Source organism: Salmonella sp. NW722, assembly GCF_051702785.1.
Taxonomy (GTDB): domain Bacteria; phylum Pseudomonadota; class Gammaproteobacteria; order Enterobacterales; family Enterobacteriaceae; genus Salmonella; species Salmonella enterica.
The window spans coordinates 203,149-217,473 of the sequence record NZ_JAMMIN010000005.1 but is presented as its reverse complement, the minus strand read 5'-3'; the positions used below and the strand labels follow the sequence as shown (position 1 = coordinate 217,473).

Here is a 14,325-nt window from a genome sequence, read left to right as displayed (position 1 = left end):
TTACCGCAGAATAAAAGCTGTATAAAGCACGTCAGTGACGACCTGTTTTGGTTGTCCGGCAACGAGCGGCGCGGCCAGCGTCTCTTTAATGGCGGCAATCAGTTTTTGTTTGCCAGCTTCTGTTGAGAGCTCGGCGGCATTCTGACGGGAAAACAACAACAGCAGACGGCTGCGCACTTCCGGCAGATATTCATTTAATCGCGCGCGCGTCGCTTCGTCTTTCAGACGCAGGGTCACGCCGATATACAACACGCGATCCGCATCGCCCAAATTGACGGTAAACGTATCCAGCGCAAAAAATACCGGCGCGGGCGGCGGAGCCGGTTCCGCTTTAGCGTTCGTGGTCGGTTGCTGCTGCATACGCCAGTAGCTATAACCGGCGGTCGCGCAGGCGGCGAGGGTAATCAACACCAGCAAAGGTATCCAAATCGAGCGTTTGCTCTTTTTGTTAATCGCGGAGTCAGTCATCTGATACGGGCTTCCTGTTTCGGTACTGCTTATTGGCTGATTATCCCGTGTCCTGTCCACGACAAAGCGTGGAAAAGACGCGGATAATCATGCTACCTCTGGCGTTAGGCGAAGATATCCACTGCGCCATTGCCGCGCGCGGCGGCCTGAAGCGAGGCCGGCGCCGCTAACGCTATATCATCTTCAGCGCCAAACGCGTCCGTGTGTTGGGCGCGGCCAGACTGTTGTTGCGATGAAGACTGCTGCTGTCCGGCAAAGCTTTCGCTACTGATGCTGCTTTGTCCCAACTGAATGCCGCTTTCCGCCAACTGAGTGCGCAACATGGGCAGGGCGGCTTCCAGCGCGGCGCGGACATGGCTGTGCGGCGATACCATCTGGAGCTGCGCCTGATTGTCATCCAGCTTGAGCGAAATATGCACCTGACCTAACTCTTCCGGATGCAATCGAAGCTGCGCGCTTTGCTGTCCCTGACGCGTAAATAACATGACCTGCTGACTGAACGTTTGCTGCCATTCATGGCTGCCTAACGGCGCGCTGAGTACCGGGGCTGAGGCGACAGGTAGCGGTTGCGCCGTGGCGCTGCTGAGCGTCGGCATTGCCGCGCCATGCGTTACTGGCGCGGGCGGGCTATCCACCTCCACTTTCGCGCTGGTCGCGGCGGCAGCGACCACCAGCGGCGTCAGTGTTGGACCCGTGGCGCGATCGTCGCTGGCGCGCGCAAGCGATGCCTCGGTTTTCCCTTTTTCATGCTCGCTAAAAGAGAGCGTATGTGTCTCTTCCTGCGGCGCCGATGGCATGTCGCCGCGCAACAGTGACGGCAAGGCGATGTGATTTTCAGCCGGCGTCTCTCCGGCGACAGGCGTCGCGACAGGTTGTCCGGGCAGCATGGCGAATAAGGCGCTCAGACTGGCAAGATCCTCATCGCTCAGCGCGGGCGTTTTCTCATCATGCTGCGCCGTCTTACTCAGTGCGGCCAGAGCGCTGGTTTTCAACGATGGCGTTAGCGTAGACAGTAGATGCTGCGCTTGTGTCAGATCGGTAAGCGTTTCATCCGTCGCATTCGCTTTTTGCGCCAGCAGGTCGGCAAGCTTCACCGCCTGGCCCGGCTCGCCATGTTGGGTCAGTAGCTCTTTCGATAACTTGCCGCCTGCCGCCTGTAAATCGGCCAGCGTGATGCGGGCGTCTTTGCCCTGTGCGCCGTCTGCGCCTAACGCGCCCGCCAGGAGCGCCAGAAAGTCCTCGGCTGAACCGGTGGTTTTTCCTGACGTCAGACCCGCGGTCATGTCGGTATCGGTGGTGATCAGTTGGGGCAGGGTGATCATTCGGGTTTCCTCATTGCTGCACGCTGAGCAAATTCATCCATCTTTTTCTGATCCATGCGGTTTTCAGCTAACAGCGCTGCCGCGGTTTGTCGGTCCTGTAAGGTTTGCCAGGCCTGAAGTCGCTGCTTTTTCTCACGCCAGCTCTTCAGCGCCAGGTCGACTTTTTGCGTCCACTGCGTAAGCTGGAGGCGATGCTGCTCTATCGCCTTTTCCAGTGTCTGAATAAACTGCTGATAGTTGATCCAGCGATTACTGGCGATGCCGTTGCCCATATCGGTGTTCAAATTACTGCGATACTCATTCTGATAATCGATCAGCATTTTGAGCTGTTCTTCCGCCTGTTGGCAGCCGCGACGCATTTCGCCCAGTAAACGCGCCGCGTCATCTACCTCTTTTTCGGCCAGATCTTTGAGTGTTTCCAGAGCGCCATGTTGTGCCATGATCGTCGCCCTCCTGCTTTATCACACCGTCGGGAAAATTAAATCGAGCGCCTGCAGAGAGTCCTCCCAGTCGGCCCGTTCAAAAATGCCTTGCTGTAAAAACGCTTCCAGTTGCGGCCATAAGGTAATGGCTTTATCGAGCATCGGATCGCTGCCTTTGGCATAGGCACCGACGCTGACCAGATCGCGGTTACGCTGGAAACTGGAAAGCAACTGTTTAAATAGCCGTACCCGCGCATAGTGCTGCTCGGTAATGAGCGCGGTCATCGCCCGGCTGATTGACGCCTCGATATCAATGGCCGGATAGTGCCCGGCCTCCGCCAGACGGCGGGACAAGACAATGTGCCCGTCGAGGATTGCGCGTGCCGAGTCGGCAATGGGATCTTGTTGGTCGTCCCCCTCGGTCAACACGGTATAAAACGCGGTGATAGAGCCGCCGCCGTGGATGCCATTACCGGCACGCTCGACCAGCGCCGGCAGCTTTGCGAACACCGAAGGCGGATAACCTTTGGTGGCTGGCGGTTCGCCGATTGCCAGCGCAATCTCACGCTGCGCCATCGCATAGCGCGTCAGCGAATCCATAATCAGCAACACATGCTGTCCGCGATCGCGAAAGTCTTCGGCGATGCGGGTGGCATAGGCGGCGCCCTGCATTCGCAGCAGTGGCGAAACATCCGCCGGGGCGGCGATCACCACCGAACGCGCGCGGCCGTCGGGGCCGAGAATATTTTCGATAAAATCTTTAACTTCGCGGCCACGTTCGCCGATAAGTCCCACGACAATCACGTCCGCCCGCGTGTAGCGCGCCATCATGCCAAGCAGAACCGACTTACCGACGCCGGAACCGGCAAAGAGTCCCATACGCTGACCGCGCCCTACGGTTAACAACGCGTTGATAGCGCGTACGCCGGTATCCAACACATGTTCGATTGGCGTTCGCTGTAGCGGGTTAAACGGCGGCGTGATTAACGCGCCGGTTTCCAGCGTATCCGGCGCAGGCAGTCCGTCGAGCGGTTTACCGCCGCCATCCAGCACCCGACCAAGCAGGGCCGGGCCGAGCGGTAACTGTTTGCCGCTTTGCAGACCGTCGCCATGCCCGTTACGGGCGTAAACGCGGGCACCGGGCAGAATGCCTTCGACCTCTTCCAGCGGCATTAAAAACAGACGCTGGCCGTTAAAACCGACGACTTCCGATTCCACCTCTTTGGTTTCAGGGCCGTCCTGGCGCTCAATAATGCAGGTGGCGCCCAGCGGAAGCTGGAGACCGGTGGCCTCCAGTACCAGGCCAGTGGCGCGAGTTAAACGTCCATAACGACGCACCGCCGGCAATAACGCCATTTTTGCTTCAAAGTTGTCGAGCGCGGTAAGCCAGCGGGTCAGACGCGTGGTCATCAGAGCACTCCCGGCGCCGCCAGGCGACACAACTCTTGCCAGCGAGTGGCGACGCTGGCGTCCAGATCGCCCTCATCGGCAGAGACTTTACACCCGCCGTGATGCAACGTTGGGTCCCCGCGCAACCGCCATCCGTGAAGGCTGAGCGTGGCGCCCAGCATCTCTTCCACCCGCTGTAAGTCGTCCGGATGCACGCGCAACTGCGGCTTGCCGCTAAAGAGCGGCTCTTGCTGCAACAGTTGTTGGATCTGTTTAATCAGCGCCGAGTTGTCCACCGCCGGCGTTTGGCCGATGACCTGACGTGCGGCCTCCAGGGCCATTTGCATCAGCCGTGAGGCGATAACGCTATCGAGCGCGTCAAGCGTGTTCTGAAACTCGCTCACTAACTGCTGCATACGGGCATGAATCGGCGCCTGCTGCGTCTGCGCCTGGGCTTGTCCTTGCTCCAGTCCCTGCGCTAACCCTTCCTGATATCCCTGCGCGTGTCCTTTTTGCCGTCCCTCCGCCAGCCCGGCGTTATAACCTTGTTCATGGGCCTGTATTTTTAGCTGCGCCAGCTCCTGCTCCAGCTGCTGTTCGGCAGTGAGTTCGGGCTCCGGCGTATCGTCTGTCAAGGTCACGTTATCAGCCTCAACCGGCACAAACGTCTCCGGCGGCGGGGCGAGATCGTCGGGGGTCCAGACTTGCCACGGCAGTTCATTAGACATAGGTATCCTCGCCGCTGCCAATCACCATTTCGCCGGTTTCCGCCAGACGACGCACAATAAGCAGAATCGCTTTCTGCTCGTTTTCCACCTGAGACAGACGAACCGGGCCACGGTTGGCAAGGTCGTCGCGCAGGATATCGGCGGCGCGCTGGGACATATTGCGCAGGAACTTCTCGCGTAATGGCGGTTCGGCGCCTTTCAGAGCGATCAGCAGCGATTCGGAATCCACTTCCTGCAACAGACGCTGGATACTGCGATCGTCCACATCCACCAGATTTTCGAACAGGAACATCTCGTCGATGATTTTCTGCGCCAGTTCGCCGTCGAATTCGCGCACAGCGGTAATAACCGCTTCTTCCTGCTGCGTTTTCATCAGGTTGATAATTTCCGCCGCGGTTCTTACGCCGCCCATTTTGCTGCGTTTCAGGTTCTGACCGTCGAGCAGGCCATTCAGCACTTCGGTCAACTCCGCCAGCGCCGCCGGCTGTACGCCGCCAAATGTCGCGATACGCAGCATCACATCATGACGCAGACGCTCGTCAAACAGCGCCAGAATATCGGCGGCCTGACTGCGTTTGAGGTGGACCAGAATGGTGGCGATAATCTGCGGGTGCTCGTCGCGAATCAGGTCGGCGGCGCTCTGCGGTTCCATAAAGTTGAGCGTTTCGATACCGCTGGTGGTATCGCGCGTTTCCAGAATATCTTCCAGCAGGCTGGAGGCGCGTTCTTCGCCCAACGCTTTAACCAGTACGGAGCGCAGGTATTCGTTGGCGTTGATATTCAGCGCGGCGAACTGCTCCGCTTCTTGCTCAAACTCTGATAGTACGTCCGTCAGTTGTTTGTTGGAGATCTGACGCACGTTAGCCATCGCCGTACTTAACGCCTGTACTTCGCGGGTGGAGAGGTGTTTAAACACCTCTGCCGCCCGGTCTTCGCCAATGGTCATCAACAAAATGACGCTTTTATCGGTACCGCTAAGATTACTCATGATCGTTACTCATCCACTGGCGAATGACCAGCGCCACCACGCGCGGATCGTTGTCTGACATTTCGCGAATACGCTGGCTCATCACCTCGGCGCCCAGACGCTGGTTAGCCCGGCGTTGCTGGAGCTGCTCGTCTTTGCTAAGGCGTACTTCCACGGCTTCTTCGGTTTCCTGGCGAACCTGTGCCTGTTCCTGCGCCGCTTTCGCTTCTTCAACACGGCGCGTCAACTGCGGACGTACCGCTTTGCGCCACAGAATCCAGGCCACCACCAGCACCAGCAACCAGCGACCTGCCGCGAGCAACTGATCGATAAAGGACTGCTGTTGCCAGAAGGGCAGTTCGCCGCCGGTGTCATCCACTGCGCTAAACGGTGAATTCACCACGTTTAGCGTATCGCCGCGTTTATCAGAAAAACCCATCGCTTCACGGGTTAGATCCTCGATCTGTTTCATCTGATCGGCGGTCAATGGCAGCGGTTTGCCATCTGCCAGCGTTTTGTAATTCACCACGACGGCCACGGAGAGACGCTCAATATCGCCCACATTCATTTTGGTGTGACGAATGGTGCGGTCCACTTCATAGTTACTGGTTTCATTACGCTGTGTACTGCGCGGGCCAGCACTGTTACTGTTGGTACTGGTGCTGGTTTGTGGCGTATTCTGCGCGTTTTGTTGATTGGTCGGCGGCGTGGCGATCGGCGCCTCGTTAGGCGGCGCTGGTTGGTTCGACAGCGCGCCAGGCACGCCGCCGGGATAGCCCGCGCCTACCTGTTCGCTAATATTCAACTGACGTGAACGCAGGGTGGCCTTCGACGCATCGCCGTTCGGGCTGTAGTGCTCTTCCGTCTGTTCTTTATTGGCAAAATCCAACTGGGCGGTTACCTGAGCGTGAACATTACCGTTCCCGACGATAGGCGACAGAATGGCTTCGATACGGCGTTGGATACGGCTTTCCACATCATTAGCAAATTTTAATTGCGCGTCATTAAGGTCGCGACCGCTGGTATTGGATTGCGTGAGCAGATGACCGGATTGATCGACCAGAGTGACGTTTCCTGGCGGCAAACCGGCGACAGCGCTGGAAACCAGATGTACCACGGCGCTAATTTGTCCTTCATCCAGCGCCCGTCCCGGTTCCAGTGTGACGGTGACGGAGGCGGAAGGGGATTTTTGTTCCCGCACAAATAGCGACGGCTTTGGCATCGCCAGGTGAACGCGGGCGCTTTTTACCGGCCCCAGCGTCTCGATCGTCCGGGCCAGTTCACCTTCCAGCGCGCGCTGATAATTCACCTGCTCGCTGAACTGGCTGATACCGAATTTTTCCTGATCAAGCAGTTCAAAGCCTACCGCGCCGCCTTTAGGCAGCCCCTGCTGCGCCAGACGCAGACGCAGTTCATGCACTTTGTCGGCGGGCACTTCAATCGCGCCGCTGCCATTGGCAAAGCGATAGGGGATATTCATCTGGGTCAACTGCGCGACGATCGCGCCGCCGTCCTGATCGGAAAGGTTGCTAAATAGCGTGCGGTAATCGGGCGTTTTGGCCCACAGCACCATCGCAACGACGATCGCCACGGCGGCGGAACCCGCCACAATTAACGGAATTCGGGGATTCGCGCGTAGGCGATTAAGCCACTCGAGAGGTTTAGGTTGGGTTGCAGTCGATGCAGTCGCACTCATCTCGCACCTCGTGACTGATCGTGGACGGCGTTTTTTGCAAAGTGGAACAAGACTCACTCCCGGGTCAGCAAACTCGAAAAATTGACGGTCTCATTATTTGTGGTTTCGAATTTTTCTATGCGCTAAAAACCGAGGTTTTTTATCGTTATTTAACGCCTTTATCTTATTGACAAACTGTTAATCTCTGCTGCGTAAAAAATCATCCAGGGGAATAACATGGCAGCAATACAGGGGATTGAAGGGGTTATTAGCCAGTTACAGGCGACGGCGGTGGCCGCGCGCGGGCAAGAAACGCACTCGCAGTCGACGGTGAGTTTTGCCGGCCAGCTACATGCTGCGCTGGATCGTATTAGCGACAGACAAACGGCGGCGCGCGTTCAGGCGGAAAAATTCACTCTGGGTGAGCCGGGCATTGCGCTTAATGACGTGATGGCCGATATGCAAAAAGCGTCCGTCTCCATGCAAATGGGGATTCAGGTGCGCAACAAGCTGGTCGCCGCGTATCAGGAAGTGATGTCTATGCAGGTTTAAGCCAGGGCTGACAACACATCCACAGCGAACTCCCGGGCGCTTACCTACGTCAGCGACGGGGACGCGGCGCCCATGCAACCAGTGCGTGATTATGTGGGCTTGTTTTTTGCGAGGCGCGCTCATTTTATTGATAAGCGGGTTGCACATTGTTGCAGGGACTTATTAAAAATAGGGTACGCCTGTTTACTGACGCCATTCATTCCTACTATTCGTTCTGACGCTATTGTCATTGAGTTTGCAATCCAGAATGTTCCTGCAATATATGCGCCGTTGCGATAATACACGGTAAATTCTTTATTAATGCCTGGAATATCTGTTTCATGGAGATCCAGTATATACCCATACGGGGACAGATTATCAGCGAGACAGCGGGCAATGGCGCTCGGATGTGCATTGACCACTGTGACGGGTGAATAACGGGCAGCGGCAAGACAGACGACTCCAATAATGGAGATGAAAATAATTTTTATCATTTTTTTGGCTTCTGCTGTGCATAAATAAATCATCACCTGATGATGTCAGTGAGTAAAAATATAAATACCTGATAGTCTTTTATGGCGTAGACGGAAAATAATAATTATTTTATGTTTTGATTAAAATAACCCAGGGTTTTTCATCGGCTCAGACAAAATTAAAACGGTATACGTTATATAATAGATTTGTGCCACGGCGCACAAGACGACCTTGTCTGATTTCTTTTATGCGTTGTAGATTTTTGCCGGTTATGCCGTAAAAGGTCTCCCGCCGTAACGTACAGCGGGAGTATGCGCTTATTTTTGAATCAGATAACGAATTGTCGGGCCATCCTGTTGGATATCCAGCACCGTATAACCGTGATTGCGCGCATCCAGTGGAATATTATTAATGGATTGCGGACAGTCGCTCACCACTTCCAGGATCTCCCCTTTTTTTAGCTGCGGCATCGCTTCCAGAGTGGCGACCGCCGGGTACGGGCAAGGTTCGCCAACCATATCCAGACGGTAATCAGGGACGATATTTTTCATACAGATTCCTTAGCAGGCGTCAGCCCCGCACGGCGGAAAAAACGTTTTTCCCAGCCGATAATTAACATCAGCGCGGCAAATAATAACAGGTAGGTGACCAGCAGACCGCCCAGCGGACCAAAGGTATTCAGCAGGTTAACTTTATCCCAACTGGTCGCCAGCGCGGGCGCGAAATCATCCCAGTAGTAAGCCAGGATGGTCGAACCGATGACATTTCCGAGGCCCACCCACCAGTAATGCACCTGGCCTTCTACGGCGCGGTACATCCAGCCAGTTTCGCAGCCGCCCGCCAGCACGATGCCAAAACCGAACAGCAGTCCGCCAATGACCGCATTCGGGCCAGCCCACATAATTTTAGGTGCAACGCCCAACTGCACGTAGCTGAAAATACCAATGGCGCTGACCGCCATGCCGAAAATAATCGCTTTCGCCATATGGGCGCGTCCGGAGATCCACAGGTCGCGAAAGGCCGAGGTAAAGCAGATTTGCGCGCGCTCGATCAGCAGCCCAAATCCGACGCCGAACAGCATCGCCAGCCCCAGTTTCGGCTGATGCATTGCCGTTAATAACGCCCAGCCAATCATGCCGATAAAGACCAGCATACCGAGCCTGAAACGCCGTCTTGCCTGATCCGGTTTCTGCGTCAGTGGCGAAGCCGCGGAGACCTTTTGCATTTTCACCGGTATGCGAAATATCGGCAGCAACGTAAAGCGGGCGCCGAACCAGGAGCCGATAGCGGTCGCCAGCGCAAAGAACCACGCGTGTAGGGAGAACTGCGGGATTCCGGTAAAAAAGGCGGCCAGGTTACACCCCATCGCCAGACGCGCGCCGAAGCCAGCGATAATGCCTCCGGCCACCGCCTGTACGATACGGATTCGGCTGCGCGGCATACGCAGTTTTACGTTGTTGGCCCACAGCGCCGCGGCGAAACAGCCGCCGAACATGCCGAGGATCATCATGCCGTCGATACGCGTCAGCGGCGTACCTTCCAGATGAATCAGCTTGTAGTAACCCCACTGTTCGGCATGAACGCCAAAAAGCTGCAAAATTTGCCCGCCCCAGCGGGTAAATTCGCCCGTCACGGCCCAAAACGTGCCGGTGATGCCAAAATAGTAGGTAGAGAGAATACCGGCTGCGATCACCGCAGGGGCCGGCGCCCAGAATTTAATTAACCAGGTTTGCTTGAAGTGTTGCCATGACATGTGTTTAGCCTCTGAACTCAGAAGGTGTGAAACAAGAAGTGCGCATACTACACCGATCACAGAATTTGCCTACACCTAATAAGCGGTAATACCGACTGGATCAAATTGCGGCCAGCGCCTGGAAAGGCTGGCGGCGTCAGGGCTTTAATGCCACAATTCTTCTTTCTTCTGATGCAGGATGAATGATGAAAAAAGTAGCGATCGTTGGCGCATTGCTGGTTCTGGCCGGATGCGCCGAGGTGGAAAACTATAATGATGTGGTGAAAACGCCCGCGCCGGCCGGTCTGGAAGGGTACTGGCAGTCAAAAGGCCCGCAACGTAAGCTGGTGAGCCCTGAAGCTATCGCCAGCCTGGTGGTGACTAAAGAAGGCGATACGCTGGACTGCCGCCAGTGGCAGCGCGTTATTGCTCTGCCGGGCAAGCTGACCATGCTCTCCGATGACTTAACCAATGTTACGGTTAAGCGTGAGCTCTATGAGATTGAGCGCGACGGGAATACCCTGGAATATGATGGCATGACGCTGCAACGGGTCGCTCGTCCGACGCCGGAGTGCGCCGCCGCGTTAGAAAAAACGCCGCTGCCGACGCCGCTGCCATAATTTCGCTTCCCGGCAGCGCTCTGCCGCCGGGAACGCTCATCACACGTCCTCAATGATCCACACGCTGACGCTGCCTGCGTTGCAGAAGAACGTCGCTTCGCCTTGATCATTAGTTACAACATGCTCACTGCGGTTTCCCAGAAAATCACGCCAGGTCTTGTTAGCGTAATTGTCGCCGAGCAGGAGGGTTTTTTCACCGTCGTCGCCATTGGAAAGTACGACCACACAGCCTGGATTCTCTTCAGTACCGCTGCGACTAAAGGCGATACAGTTAGGATGATCGAAAAAGAGAGTTTGTATACCGTGCGCAAAACGCTGACGAGCAAGGATCAGCCGATCCAGTTGGTTAATCACCGGCATGTCGACCCGACAGGTCTCGCCATTTTCGCCGCTATCTTCATAGCTGGCGCCGTATAAATCGGGATAAAACACTGACGGTACGCCGTTTTCACGAAGCAGGATCAGCGCATAGGCCAATGGTTTGAACCAGGGTTCTACCGGCGCTTCCAGCGCCTGTAACGGTTGTGTATCGTGGTTAGCGACCAGCGTCACCGCATGAAAAGGGTCGGCTTCTACCAGCGTGCCGGTGAAAATGTGGCGTATGTCATACTCCGCGCCCTGGCGCGAGGCCTCGTGAAATTTCATCTGCAACGGCGCGTCGAACAGCATGGTTTTCCCGTCGACCTGATCGATGTACGTTTGCAGTTTATCTACTTCATGCGACCAGTATTCTGCGACAATAAACAGCGGTTTTGGTGCAACCGCCTGTACATGCTCAATCCATTCTTTATAAAACCAGGCGGGTATATGTTTTACCGCGTCCAGGCGAAAGCCGTCACAATGGGTTTGTTCCATAACCCAGCGAGCCCAATATTTAATCTCCTCCGTAACCGCGTGATTGCGAAAATCGATATTTTCCCCCATCAGATAGTCGAAATTACCCATCTCATCATCAACCTGATCGTTCCAGCCATCGCCGGTATAGTCATTGACGATCTTAAAAATGCCGTCTTCGTCGGGATTCTCGATGTGATCAATGCCGCTGAAACAGTGATAGTCCCAAATAAAGTTGGAATACTGGCCCGCGCGGGCAGGGAAGGTGTAGCGCGTCCAGCCTTCGCATTCAATGATGTTGTCATCGATTTGCGTGCGGTCATCCTGATTCACGCGCTGAACGCGAATACGTTCTTTTTCGTCTGCGCCCATTTTGTGGTTCACGACGACGTCGAGCAGCACCGCAATATTATTTTTTTTGAGCGCGTCTATCGCCGTCAGTAACTGGCGTTTATCGCCGTACTTTGTCGCGATAGTTCCTTTTTGGTCAAATTCGCCGAGGTCAAACAGGTCGTAGCTATCATAGCCTACGGAATAGCCGCCGGAGGCGCCTTTACAGGCGGGCGGTAGCCAGACCATATTGATACCGATATCATTCAGCCCATCAGCACGTTCCGCCAGCTCAGACCAGAGTTTACCGCCGTCGGGATAATACCAGTGGAAGTACTGCAATAACGTGGGGTTTTTCATCTTCCGTGCTCCAGAAGTCGTTTAGCCGACCTCTGGAGTATGGAAGAATTTTCATACGAGACGGGAAAATATTATGAGGCGCCAGGCGCGTCTGGCACGAGTAACATACCGGAAAGACGCCCATAAGCGTTGTTGAGTGATTTTTGGCGGGTGGATTGTCCGATCAAACTACTGAGTTCATCCAGTCGCTGTTGCAGCAGCCCTTTCAGGAGCTGCTCATTATCCAGCGTTTGTTTGATGTATCCGGCGACCATATCCTGAATACTTCGCGTAATGCCCGGTGGAGTTTGTTTTTCCATCACCGTTTCAATACATTGCAGATAGGAGACCTCTTGTTGCAGTAAGAGATCCCATTCACCTCGCTGCGCAAGTTCAAGCAGCGATTGACTGAGCAGCGCAATACGCTGCCAACGGTTGATAAACTCCACGGTTGAGGTCATTAACGAGACTCCTGGAAAGATGCTTTCGGTGAAATCTGTTTCCAGGCTTCTGCAATATTGCTGAGTAACCCTTCCACTTCTTCGATGGCCTGAGCGTCGTTACGCAAATTAGCCTGCAGTAAACGGCGAATCATATAGTCGTATAGCTCGGAAAGATTCGTCGCAATCTCACCGCCTTTTTCCTGATCGAGGCCGGCTTTCAGCCCGTTATCGATAATATTGATGGCCTTGCTTAACGCTTCACCTTTCGCGACAACATCGCCTTGTTCTAAAAACAGGCGAGCGCGCACCAGAGCGCTATTTGCGCCATCAAACAACATTTCAATCAACTGATGCGGGCTGGCGCTCATCACGGCGCTTTCCACGCTGACTTGCGCATAAGCTTTGATACCGCTCGCGGTGTACATGGTAACCTCTGTTATCAGGACTTGTTCATAGCATTAAATTGCTGGGTCAAATAAGTACTGGTGTTATTCAGCTTACTCATCATGGTATCCAGCTGCGAAAACTGTGCTTTGTAACGGGCAACGGTGTCATCAATACTGGCGCTAACAGCCAGGTATTGCTTGGTCAGTTTTTTCAGCGTGGCGTTAATGCTATCCTGAGCATTGTCGATAATACCGTCATCCGCCAGATAACTTTTCACTTCGGTGGCAATTTTGGTGGTGATGCCCGTTTCTTTACCATCGCCCACTAATAACTCGCGCACAGAGGCGGTATTTTCATCCAGCGCTTTTTTAAGCTTGGTATCATCAATTTTTAGTTTGCCAGTCGTACCGTCAGATGAAATACCAATTTCATTAAGCGTTTTAAATGCGCCAGTACTACCGCCATTAGCAAACTGAGCGCGAATTCCTGTTTGAATTGTACGAACTACGCTATCGCCTATCAGCGCGCCATTGTCCTTATCCTGAGTTTCCGCGCCGGGGTCTACTTCTTTATATTTGGTGAGCGTATTGAATGTATCAATAAGAGAATTATAGGCATCGACCCAGCCTTTAATCGCTTCAGTCGCTTTTTCATTACTCTTGGTAACGGTGACCCGCACGTCGGTAACTTTTTTAGTCAGCTCAAGCGTAACCCCCTGAGGTGCATCGGTAATTTTGTTGCTCGGACGTTCTATATCAATACCGTTCATCGTTAGTTTTGCATTCTGTGCGCTGACTAACTCTTCCATCTCTCCAGTACCAGTATTGCTATCATAGGCCAGCAAATCGTTTAGTTTGCTATCTCCTTCCACGGAGACGGTCATTTTATTTTCCAGTCCCTCTGCAGCCGTCAAAACTAAGCGATATTCCCCCTCTTTAACCTTAACAATACTGGCTGAAATGCCGCTATCTGTATCGTTAATCGCTTTGCTGATGTCATCTAGCGAGGTCTGATCTTTATTAAGCGTAATCTCCAGCGGCTCTTTACGGCCAGGCTGTTCAATTTTAATGGTACGTGTGGCAGCGGCGTCACCCAACGCTTCTTTCGTTGAGGCTATTTTCGTCGTCGTGCTTAATGACTGAGCCTGAGCCAATTGCGACACGCTAATCGTGTAAATCCCGGGCGCGGCGCCTGCTTCAGTGGATACTTTCAGATCTTCAGTGCTGCTAGTGACGTTACTGCTTCTGAACAGTTCAGCTTTGTTTAACGCGCTATTCGCGGTCTGGAATTTTTCCAGGGCGCTTTTCAACGTACCGTATGCGGTTAAGCGAGCAGTATTATCGGTTTGTTGCTGAGTGATCGGGTTTAAGCGCTTTTTTTCAGCAATAGTCAGGTTTGTCAGCAATGTATCTAGTGGTAAGCCTGAGCCAACGCCCAATGATGAAAATGAAGCCATGCCTGATTCCTTTTGATTGCAAACAGTAGTTAAGCGCGTTATCGGCAATCTGGAGGCAAAGTTTAATGATAATTTTGCAAAAATAATGCGCGGAATAATGATGTATAAAGCGGCTATTTCGCAGGCTAAGAAAAAAATTGGGGGAAGTGAAAAATTTTCTAAAGTTCGAAATTCAGGTGCCGATACAAGGGTTACGGTGAGAAACCGT

Annotated in this window: 16 protein-coding genes; 2 read left to right on the top strand and 14 right to left on the bottom strand. The window is 54.0% G+C overall.

The window, feature by feature from the left end; translation table 11 throughout:
• The 7 genes from fliL to fliF all read right to left on the bottom strand — a co-directional run bounded on the left by fliL (position 1) and on the right by fliF (position 6,992).
• Positions 1–468 carry a flagellar basal body-associated protein FliL gene (gene fliL, locus NA330_RS14050; RefSeq protein WP_000132169.1) on the bottom strand — a complete coding sequence of 156 codons (468 nt, stop codon included), beginning with the start codon at positions 466–468 and terminating at the stop codon, positions 1–3.
• A 104-nt stretch (positions 469–572) separates the two neighbouring features.
• Positions 573–1,790 carry a flagellar hook length control protein FliK gene (fliK, locus tag NA330_RS14045; protein WP_023242300.1) on the bottom strand — a complete coding sequence of 406 codons (1,218 nt, stop codon included), beginning with the start codon at positions 1,788–1,790 and terminating at the stop codon, positions 573–575.
• A complete protein-coding gene (gene fliJ / locus NA330_RS14040) occupies positions 1,787–2,230 on the bottom strand; it encodes a flagellar export protein FliJ (RefSeq protein WP_000046981.1) in 444 nt (147 codons plus the stop codon). Before fliJ ends, fliK begins: the two co-directional genes overlap by 4 nt.
• 21 nt (positions 2,231–2,251) lie before the next feature.
• Complete coding sequence (gene fliI / locus NA330_RS14035; protein WP_000213257.1) at positions 2,252–3,622, bottom strand: flagellar protein export ATPase FliI; 1,371 nt, start codon at positions 3,620–3,622, stop codon at positions 2,252–2,254.
• A complete protein-coding gene (gene fliH, locus NA330_RS14030; RefSeq protein WP_000064158.1) occupies positions 3,622–4,329 on the bottom strand; it encodes a flagellar assembly protein FliH in 708 nt (235 codons plus the stop codon). Before fliH ends, fliI begins: the two co-directional genes overlap by 1 nt.
• Positions 4,322–5,317 carry a flagellar motor switch protein FliG gene (gene fliG, locus NA330_RS14025; protein WP_000067735.1) on the bottom strand — a complete coding sequence of 332 codons (996 nt, stop codon included), beginning with the start codon at positions 5,315–5,317 and terminating at the stop codon, positions 4,322–4,324. The genes fliH and fliG overlap by 8 nt, the downstream gene beginning before the upstream one ends.
• Entirely contained in the window at positions 5,310–6,992 is a 1,683-nt protein-coding gene (fliF, locus tag NA330_RS14020) for a flagellar basal-body MS-ring/collar protein FliF (RefSeq protein WP_001276833.1), read from the bottom strand. Before fliF ends, fliG begins: the two co-directional genes overlap by 8 nt.
• Positions 6,993–7,208: 216 nt before the next feature.
• Between fliF and fliE the strand changes: the two genes are divergently transcribed.
• Positions 7,209–7,523: a flagellar hook-basal body complex protein FliE gene (fliE, locus tag NA330_RS14015; RefSeq protein ID WP_023242299.1), complete on the top strand. Its 315-nt coding sequence runs from the start codon at positions 7,209–7,211 to the stop codon at positions 7,521–7,523.
• A gap of 119 nt (positions 7,524–7,642) precedes the next feature.
• On the opposite strand, the gene NA330_RS14010 is transcribed toward fliE, so the two are convergent.
• From NA330_RS14010 to yedE, 3 genes are all read right to left on the bottom strand, one after another.
• On the bottom strand, positions 7,643–8,029 hold the full coding sequence (locus NA330_RS14010; protein ID WP_000639596.1) for a hypothetical protein: 387 nt from the start codon (positions 8,027–8,029) through the stop codon (positions 7,643–7,645).
• 264 nt (positions 8,030–8,293) lie between these two features.
• Positions 8,294–8,527: a sulfurtransferase-like selenium metabolism protein YedF gene (gene yedF / locus NA330_RS14005; protein WP_000790504.1), complete on the bottom strand. Its 234-nt coding sequence runs from the start codon at positions 8,525–8,527 to the stop codon at positions 8,294–8,296.
• A complete protein-coding gene (gene yedE, locus NA330_RS14000) occupies positions 8,524–9,729 on the bottom strand; it encodes a selenium metabolism membrane protein YedE/FdhT (RefSeq protein ID WP_001662379.1) in 1,206 nt (401 codons plus the stop codon). The genes yedF and yedE overlap by 4 nt, the downstream gene beginning before the upstream one ends.
• Positions 9,730–9,914: 185 nt before the next feature.
• On the opposite strand from yedE, the gene yedD reads away from it, so the two are divergent.
• Positions 9,915–10,328, top strand: coding sequence for a lipoprotein YedD (gene yedD / locus NA330_RS13995; protein ID WP_000754694.1), 414 nt, complete (start codon positions 9,915–9,917; stop codon positions 10,326–10,328).
• A 39-nt stretch (positions 10,329–10,367) separates the two neighbouring features.
• Here yedD and amyA read toward each other — a convergent pair whose 3' ends face one another.
• From amyA to fliD, 4 genes are all read right to left on the bottom strand, one after another.
• The gene (gene amyA / locus NA330_RS13990; protein WP_023242298.1) at positions 10,368–11,852 is read right to left on the bottom strand and encodes an alpha-amylase; all 1,485 of its coding nucleotides are present in this window, start codon (positions 11,850–11,852) and stop codon (positions 10,368–10,370) included.
• Between the two features lie 71 nt (positions 11,853–11,923).
• Entirely contained in the window at positions 11,924–12,292 is a 369-nt protein-coding gene (gene fliT, locus NA330_RS13985) for a flagella biosynthesis regulatory protein FliT (protein WP_023242297.1), read from the bottom strand.
• The gene (fliS, locus tag NA330_RS13980; RefSeq protein WP_000287764.1) at positions 12,292–12,699 is read right to left on the bottom strand and encodes a flagellar export chaperone FliS; all 408 of its coding nucleotides are present in this window, start codon (positions 12,697–12,699) and stop codon (positions 12,292–12,294) included. Before fliS ends, fliT begins: the two co-directional genes overlap by 1 nt.
• 14 nt (positions 12,700–12,713) lie before the next feature.
• A complete protein-coding gene (fliD, locus tag NA330_RS13975) occupies positions 12,714–14,117 on the bottom strand; it encodes a flagellar filament capping protein FliD (protein WP_023242296.1) in 1,404 nt (467 codons plus the stop codon).
• Positions 14,118–14,325 lie beyond the last annotated feature (208 nt).